This is a genomic window from Paraburkholderia sp. BL18I3N2 (assembly GCF_003001875.1).
Classification (GTDB): Bacteria; Pseudomonadota; Gammaproteobacteria; order Burkholderiales; family Burkholderiaceae; genus Paraburkholderia; species Paraburkholderia phytofirmans.
This window is the reverse complement of sequence record NZ_PVNC01000023.1, coordinates 87,067-94,724: the sequence shown is the minus strand read 5'-3', so window position 1 is coordinate 94,724 and position 7,658 is coordinate 87,067. Positions and strand designations below refer to the sequence as shown.

Here is a 7,658-nt window from a genome sequence, read left to right as displayed (position 1 = left end):
TCGATTTGCGGCTTGCCGAACGTGATGCCGTGCGAGCCGAGCGCTTCGGCTTCGTCGATCACGAGCGCGGTATGCAACAGCGCCTTCGACGGAATACAGCCGACGTTCAGACACACGCCGCCGAGCATCGAGTAGCGCTCGACCAGCACGGTCTTCATCCCCAGGTCAGCCGAACGGAACGCCGCCGAATAGCCGCCGGGGCCCGAACCGAGCACGAGCATGTCGCATTCGATATCCGCGTTACCGGAGAAACTGCCGCCTTGCGGCTGGGCTGACTCTTTCTTCGGCTCCTGTAGCGCAACGGCCGGCGGCGAACTCACGGCACCCACTTCGCCAACACCGTCAAGAAGCGCGATCAACGTGCCTTTCGAAACGCTATCGCCAACCCGGACGCTCAATTCCTTGACGACGCCGGAGACTGGACTCGGCACGTCCATGGTCGCCTTGTCGGATTCGAGCGTAATCAGGGATTGCTCCTTCTCCACCCGATCACCGATCTTCACGACAATTTCGACAACGAGGACTTCCTTGTAATCGCCGATATCCGGCACCTTGATCTCTATTGCGCTCATGAAACCCCTTGTTGTGTCGCTCGCATTTCTGTTCAAGCATAAAGACGCTCTATCGCCGTCTCGTGCAAAATCGCCCGCCCGCTTCGTCAGAGCAGCATCCGGCGGTAATCCGCCAATAGCGAAACCAGGTACGCGTTGAAGCGTCCTGCTTCAGCGCCGTCCAAAGCACGATGATCGAACGACAGGGAGAGCGGCAGGATCAGGCGCGGCACGAACTGCTGGCCGTCCCAGACCGGCTTCATCGCGCTGCGCGACAAGCCGAGAATCGCCACTTCCGGCGCATTGACGATCGGCGTGAAATGCGTGCCGCCGATCCCACCAAGCGACGAGATCGAAAAGCAGCCGCCCTGCATCTGATCGGGTTTGAGCTTGCCTTCCCGGGCAAGCTTCGACAGTTCACCCATTTCCCTCACAATCTCGACGAGCCCCTTTCTATCCGCATCACGGATGACGGGCACGACGAGACCATTTGGCGTATCAGCCGCGAAACCGATGTGGTAGTAGTGCTTGAACACGAGGTTGTCACCCTTGAGGCTTGCATTGAGCGCCGGGAATTTCTTCAATGCGGCAACGACCGCCTTGATCACGAAGGCCAGTATCGTGAACTTCACGCCTGACTTCTCGTATTCCCCGTTCAGTTGTGTACGTAGTGCCTCCAGTTCGGTGATATCCGCTTCGTCGTTGTTCGTGACGTGCGGGATCATCACCCAGTTGCGATGCAGGGTGGCGCCAGAGATCTTTTTGATGCGCGACAGTGGCCGCGAATCGACAGGACCGAATTTCGCAAAGTCGACCCTTGGCCACGGCAATAAACCCAGTTCCGCGCCGTTTGCCGAGACCGGCGACGGCGGGACTGCGGGCGTGCCGGACGATGTCGTCATCACGTTTCTGACGAACGCGGTAACGTCGTCCAATGTAATGCGCTGCTTCGGACCGCTGCCCTGCACGCGTGATATCTCGACTCCAAGTTCTCGCGCGAGCTTACGCACCGACGGCGATGCATGGCTTTCGGGAACTGGCTCGCTTTCGCGCGCCAAGGTGCGATGCAATGGTGCTGGCGCGGATTCTGGTTCGGGCACCGGCACTGTCGTGACATTCGTCTCCGGCTGCGCGGGATCTTGCGCAACGGAGGCGGCGACCGCTGGGCTAGACACCACCTCATTGTGCTCCGTCCCCTCGCTTTCGAGCAGCACGATCACCACGCCTTGCGATACCTTGTCACCAACCGAGACGTTCAGCTCTTTGATCACGCCAGCGGTCGGGCTGGCCACATCCATCGTCGCCTTGTCCGATTCGAGCATGACAAGCGATTGTTCCTGCTCGACGCGTTGTCCTACTTGCACCAGAACTTCGATAACCGGAATGTCCTTGTAATCGCCGATGTCCGGCACTTCTATTCGTGTCACCCGCACATTTGTCTCCAACAGCAAGCGTTTCAATAGCCGGCGCCGAGCTCTTCATATAGCCGGACGCGCTTCACCTGATCTTTGATTTTCCCGCGATTTGCGAATCGCGCTCATGCGCTTCATCGGGGCATGGAGCGTTAGACAAGCCAGGGCTCGATCAGCCCGGTTCCGTTTCGCCCATATCTATCGATTGCCTGACGCACGATGCCCGAATCCTGCTGACCTTCATCGACGAGTGCTTTCAACGCGGCGATCACGATCGACGCACGGTCCACTTCGAAGAACGCCCGCAACGCTGCGCGTGTATCGCTGCGCCCAAATCCGTCGGTGCCGAGCACGACATAGCGGGACGGCACGTAGGCACGGATCAGTTCGGGTACGGCGCGCACATAGTCAGTCGCGGCGATGACCGGCCCACGCGTAGCGGCCAGCGATGCCGTCACATAAGGCACCGCCGGTTCATCACGCTCCAGCAGTCGCCGGGCGCGCTCCGCGGCCACACCGTCGCGATGCAATTCGGTAAAGCTGGTCACGCTCCATACCGCCGCGTCGATATTCCAGTCGTCTTTCAGCATCTGGGCGGCAACCTGCACTTCACCGAGAATCGCGCCCGAGCCCAGCAATTGAACTTGAGCGGTCTCGATCCGCGCGGGTTCCAGCACGTACATCCCTTTGAGTACGCCGCGCCGGACACGATCGACATCGGCTTCCGCTAACGGACGTTGCGCGTAGTTTTCATTGGTGACCGTCATGTAATAGAACACGTCGCGCTGACGCTCGATCATCTCCTGCATGCCTTCGTCGACGATCATCGCCACTTCGTACGCAAAGGCCGGATCGTAGGCACGACAGTTCGGTATTGTCGAGGCCGCCAGGTGGCTCGTGCCGTCCTGATGCTGCAGACCCTCACCACTAAGCGTCGTCTTGCCGGCCGTCGCACCGATCAGGAAGCCGCGTGCGCGCTGGTCCGCGGCTGCCCAGATCAGGTCGCCGATACGCTGGAAGCCGAACATGGAGTAGTAGATATAAAACGGCAGCATCGGCAGATCGTGCACGCTGTACGACGTCGCCGCGGCAATCCACGACGACACCGCACCCGCCTCCGAGATGCCTTCTTCGAGTATTTGCCCGCCGGTATCCTCGCGGTAATAGAGCATCGAACCCATGTCTTCCGGCTCGTACAGTTGACCGAGCGGCGAATAGATACCGACTTGCCGGAACAGATTGGCCATGCCGAAGGTGCGCGCCTCGTCCGCGACGACGGGCACCACACGTGCACCCAGCGCGGCATCCTTCAGCAGATTGCCGAGCATGCGCACGATCGCCATTGTGGTCGACATTTCCTTGCCGTTCGTGTCCAGCGCGAATTGCCCCCACGACGACATCGCGGGCACGGCCGGTGTATGCGATGCCGCTGTGCGCCTTCTGGGAAGGTAGCCGCCCAGCATTGACCGGCGCCCGTGCAGATACTGCATGACGGCACTGCTCTCCTCCGGCTTATAGAACTTGAGTTGTTCGACGTCGGCGTCGGAGAGGGGCAGGCGGAAGCGGTCGCGAAACGCTTTCAACTGGTCAATGTCGAGTTTCTTTTGCTGATGCGTGGTCATGCGTCCCTGGCCGATCGAACCCATGCCGAAGCCCTTCATCGTCTTCGCAAGAATGACGGTGGGTTGACCGCTGTGTCTTGATGCCTTTTCGTAGGCCGCGTGCAGTTTGCGCACGTCGTGACCTCCGCGCCGCAGACAGTCGATATCGTCGTTGCTCAGATGCGCGGCAAGCGCCGCCAGTTCAGAGTTCTGCCCGAAAAAACGTTCGCGATTGTAGGCACCGTCGTTGGCGGAAAACGTCTGGAACTGGCCGTCCACGGTATGCGCGAACGCGCGCACCAATGCCCCCGTTCGATCGCGCGCGAACAGCGCGTCCCAGTCCGAACCCCACAGCACCTTGATGACGTTCCAGCTCGCCCCGGTGAACTGCGCTTCGAGTTCGTCGATGATGCGGCCATTGCTGCGCACCGGTCCGTCGAGCCGCTGCAGATTGCAGTTGATCACGAACACGAGATTGTCGAGTCCTTCGCGCGCGGCCAGCGAAAGCGCGCCGATCGCCTCGGGCTCGTCCATTTCGCCGTCGCCGAAATAGCCCCACACTTTACGGCCTTCCGTGCGTTGCAGCCCGCGGTTCTGCAGATAGCGCATGAAGCGCGCCTGGTAGATCGAGTTGATCGGCCCGATGCCCATGGAGCCGGTCGGGAACTGCCAGAAGTCCGGCATCAGCCACGGATGCGGATAGGAACACAGACCCTCACCGGTGATTTCCTGCCGGTAGTGTTCGAGATGCGTCTCGTTGAGAAAGCCTTCGAGGTAAGCCCGCGCATAGACGCCGGGCGCCGAATGCGGCTGAAAATAAACGAGATCGCCGCCGTGAGCATCGTTCGGCCCACGAAAGAAATGGTTGAAGCCGACTTCGAACAGGTCGACCGCCGACGCGTAGCTGGCAATATGTCCGCCCAGTTCGCCATAGGCGCGATTGGCCCGCACTACCATGGCCAGCGCATTCCAGCGCAGCGCTGCAGCGAGTTTTTCTTCGATATCGAGGTCGCCGGGATACGGAGACTGCTGATCGACGGCAATCGTATTCGCGTAGGGCGTGATATTCAGGCACGCCGTTGCGATACCGTTGGATGACGCGTGGGCCGCGAGCCGATCGAACAGGTATTGCGCCCGTTCAGCGCCGGCATGCCGGACCACGCCATCCAGCGCGGCGAGCCATTCGGCGGTTTCCTGTGGATCGTCGTCGACTTTCGTCTGGCCCAAAGAAAGGATCGAGGGTGTTCCCGTCGATAAGTCGGTCATCTGGCAACTCCGTAAGAGCAATGCGAATTAAGTGGCGAGTGCGCAAAGATTACGGGGGATGCAGCAGAATGTGCGGTCGTATTTAAGGCTGGCGAAGCGGTGTCGCCTGCAATCTCTTCTGCGAAAGGGCTGATTTACAGCATTTCTTTTTGAGGCGTTGTCAGGTTGATGGGGCCGTCGCGTAAGATAGCGCGATGAAAAAATCAAAATCGCTGTATCACGGTCACCGTTTCCCCGCTGGTGTCCATCGCTGTCGTGTGTCGCAACACATGCGGGCTCACGCGCTTGTTCTTCAGCGAACAGCATTTGTTCGTGGCCGCTAAGACATGCTTGTGAAGCAGGTAGTGAACGCCGTGTGCGCTCAACCGACCGCCGCGCGCATTGGGGAGCAGTGGCTGATTCTCGGCCCGCGGCGGCTCTCGAACCCACGCGGCCAACACGGCGCGGGTGCTCTTGCTCAATGGCGTGCAACGCTTCTTGCGCCCCTTGCCAAACACGCGTACATGCGCGCCGGTGCCAATGTGCAGGTCCTCGCGCCGGAGGCCGGTCAGCTCGGACAGGCGTAACCCCGTCTGCACAGCCAACAACAACAGAGCGTGATCGCGGCGACCAGACCAAGTCTGCTGGTCCGGCGCGGCCAGCAACGCATCGACCTCCTGTCGGCTCAGGAATGGGACCAATGCGCGGCTAAAGCGCTTGGCCGGGATGGCCAGCACACGCTGGATGTGCGCTGAGTGTGACGGCATCTCGAAGGCCGCATACCGGAAGAACGAGTGCACTGCCGTCAAGCGCAGGAAGGTGCTGGCTGACCCATCTGCGTATCTCGACGACATGTTCGACGAACGGCGCTTGCCCGATGCGATTCGCCAGAAGTTGCCAGCGAACGGTAGCCACCCGTTGCCTTACGCGCGTCTAGTGATCGACGCTGAATGGCGTGATCAGTCGAACCCGAACAAGCCATCGCCGTTCAAAGACACGTTCGTGAACCGCCGTAATAATGGCGTGATCGCCGAACTGTTGACCCCAGGCGTGGAGTCCCCCGGGAAGGACTGGTCCGACTTCTATCTGAGCTACGGTGTCGCAGACCTGCTGCGACAAAACGTCGGGTCTGAACTGACTCCGCTCGGCACGTTGAAGGACGACACGGCCGTCGAGGTCGCGAATCAGCCCCTTCTCGAAGGGCACAGTTTCGCGTTCCCCGTTCCCCTGCCTTCGGAGTTCGGCGAGCCGGTCGATCACATCAAGGCGTTCAAGCTAGCCAGAGAGGGCGCCGGGCGCGGCAGCGCCGACGCCGCGGTCGCTGCCGCCGCCATGGCGTGGCAGGGGCAAGGCACGACCGTCGACAAGAACCAGGCGATGCGCTGGTACCGCTTCGCTGCGGACCGTGGCAACGTGGAGTCGGCGCGCTGGATCGGAAATCAATATCTCGCGGGCACCGAAGTGCCGCGTGACGAATCGCTCGGGCTCCATTATCTGACGCTCGCGACCAACGCAGGCGATTCCGCAAGTAGCGTGTCGCTCGGTGGCTATCTGACGGAACATCATCAATCTTTAGCGGGAAAGACAGGCGTCGAGTGGCTCGAAGCGGCTGCGGCACGCCGTGTTCCCGCGGCTTACGGCGCACTCGGCTATACGTACGCGCGCGGAATCGCGGGCAAGCAGGACACCGGCGTCGCGCTCAACTGGTTTTCCCAAGGTGCGCAGCTCGGCGATCCAGCATCGCAAGCATGGCTTTGTAGTGCGTATTCGAATGGAAACCCGAGCATGCAACGTCGTCCCGACTATGCGGCGCGCTGGTGTCAGGCCGCCGCGCGCAGCGGGAATGTGATGGCGATGAAAGTTCTCGCCGACAAGGGTAGCGACATCGCCAATGATACGAACCGCGTGTACTGGCAATGGAAAGTTGCGAATCAGGGCGACGCGAAATACCAGTCGATGCTCGGCGACAGCTACGATCTCGGCGAAGGGGTGTCGTCCGATCTTTCAGCAGCGACATACTGGTTCCGGCGTGCCGCGGAACAGGGCAACGCATCGGCTCAAACTTCGCTCGCGTGGCACCTGTTCACAGGCCTGGGCGGCCGCGTCGACGAGTATGAGGCGTTCACGTGGGCATCGAAGGCAGCGCCCGCCGACGTAGAAGCCCAACGGATGGTGGGCGTGGCTTACGCCTATGGGCGCGGCGTTGAGCGCGATGCAGAGGCGGGCCGCGTCCGGCTTGGCAAAGCGATGGCCGCAGGCGACGACTGGCAGCCAGCGATCTCGCTACGCTGTACGAAATCGGCCCGCTCGCGACGCGTAACCCCGCACAGGTGATGCAATTGCATCAGCAAGGCGCGCGAGGCGGCGCTGAGCAGTCGCAGATCGCGCTGGCTTTGCACGCGCTGGCTACCGGCGCGGAAGCCGAGCTCGCTGGCAATGAGCGACGCTGGCTGATTCCAGCCGATGCGGCGTCAAACCCGTGGCGCAACGACTCCCTCACACGTGCTGGCGAATTGCGCCAGCGCTGGGATGGTTTGTCATGCCTGAACGAAGCATTGCTGGGCAATCCGCTGATGCAATACGGCATCGGCATGCGCTTTCTGACCGGAAACGGTGTGCCGCGCGACCGTTCGATCGGCGCCGCATGGATAGCCCGCTCGCGTGCCGGTTTCGAAGCGAGTGGCGGTGTGCCGGTATATGTCACAGCGATCAGGATCGTCGAGTCGAGACTGTCCGAACGCATGAGCGATGACGAGAAACAGCGCGCTCGCGAAATCGCTGCGAATCTGAGCGCGACGGTAACTGAGTTGCACTGACGCGACGGCGATGCCGTTATTCAGACTTGCGAT

The 7,658-nt window shown here is 61.1% G+C and carries 6 protein-coding genes; 2 read left to right on the top strand and 4 right to left on the bottom strand.

The features are described 5' to 3' along the window. From B0G75_RS35165 to B0G75_RS35150, 4 genes are all read right to left on the bottom strand, one after another. Positions 1-572: biotin/lipoyl-containing protein (locus B0G75_RS35165; RefSeq protein ID WP_146142576.1), on the bottom strand; the 572-nt coding region annotated here is incomplete at its 3' end. Between the two features lie 86 nt (positions 573-658). Beyond that, the gene (aceF, locus tag B0G75_RS35160) at positions 659-1,978 is read right to left on the bottom strand and encodes a dihydrolipoyllysine-residue acetyltransferase (protein ID WP_258194850.1); all 1,320 of its coding nucleotides are present in this window, start codon (positions 1,976-1,978) and stop codon (positions 659-661) included. A 137-nt stretch (positions 1,979-2,115) separates the two neighbouring features. Further along, the gene (mdeB, locus tag B0G75_RS35155; protein ID WP_106314410.1) at positions 2,116-4,830 is read right to left on the bottom strand and encodes an alpha-ketoglutarate dehydrogenase; all 2,715 of its coding nucleotides are present in this window, start codon (positions 4,828-4,830) and stop codon (positions 2,116-2,118) included. Between the two features lie 203 nt (positions 4,831-5,033). After that, complete coding sequence (locus tag B0G75_RS35150) at positions 5,034-5,609, bottom strand: tyrosine-type recombinase/integrase (protein ID WP_258194849.1); 576 nt, start codon at positions 5,607-5,609, stop codon at positions 5,034-5,036. 19 nt (positions 5,610-5,628) lie between these two features. On the opposite strand from B0G75_RS35150, the gene B0G75_RS41635 reads away from it, so the two are divergent. Beyond that, a complete protein-coding gene (locus B0G75_RS41635; protein ID WP_258194848.1) occupies positions 5,629-7,143 on the top strand; it encodes a tetratricopeptide repeat protein in 1,515 nt (504 codons plus the stop codon). Further along, positions 7,143-7,625, top strand: a complete 483-nt coding sequence (locus tag B0G75_RS41630; RefSeq protein WP_258194847.1) for a hypothetical protein — start codon at positions 7,143-7,145, stop codon at positions 7,623-7,625. Before B0G75_RS41635 ends, B0G75_RS41630 begins: the two co-directional genes overlap by 1 nt. Positions 7,626-7,658 lie beyond the last annotated feature (33 nt).

Bases quoted from the DNA above. Each gene is read 5' to 3' on its own strand.
- B0G75_RS41630 (WP_258194847.1), top strand. From the start codon at position 7,143: ATGCAATTGCATCAGCAAGGCGCGCGAGGCGGCGCTGAGCAGTCGCAG.
- mdeB (WP_106314410.1), bottom strand. From the start codon at position 4,830: ATGACCGACTTATCGACGGGAACACCCTCGATCCTTTCTTTGGGCCAG.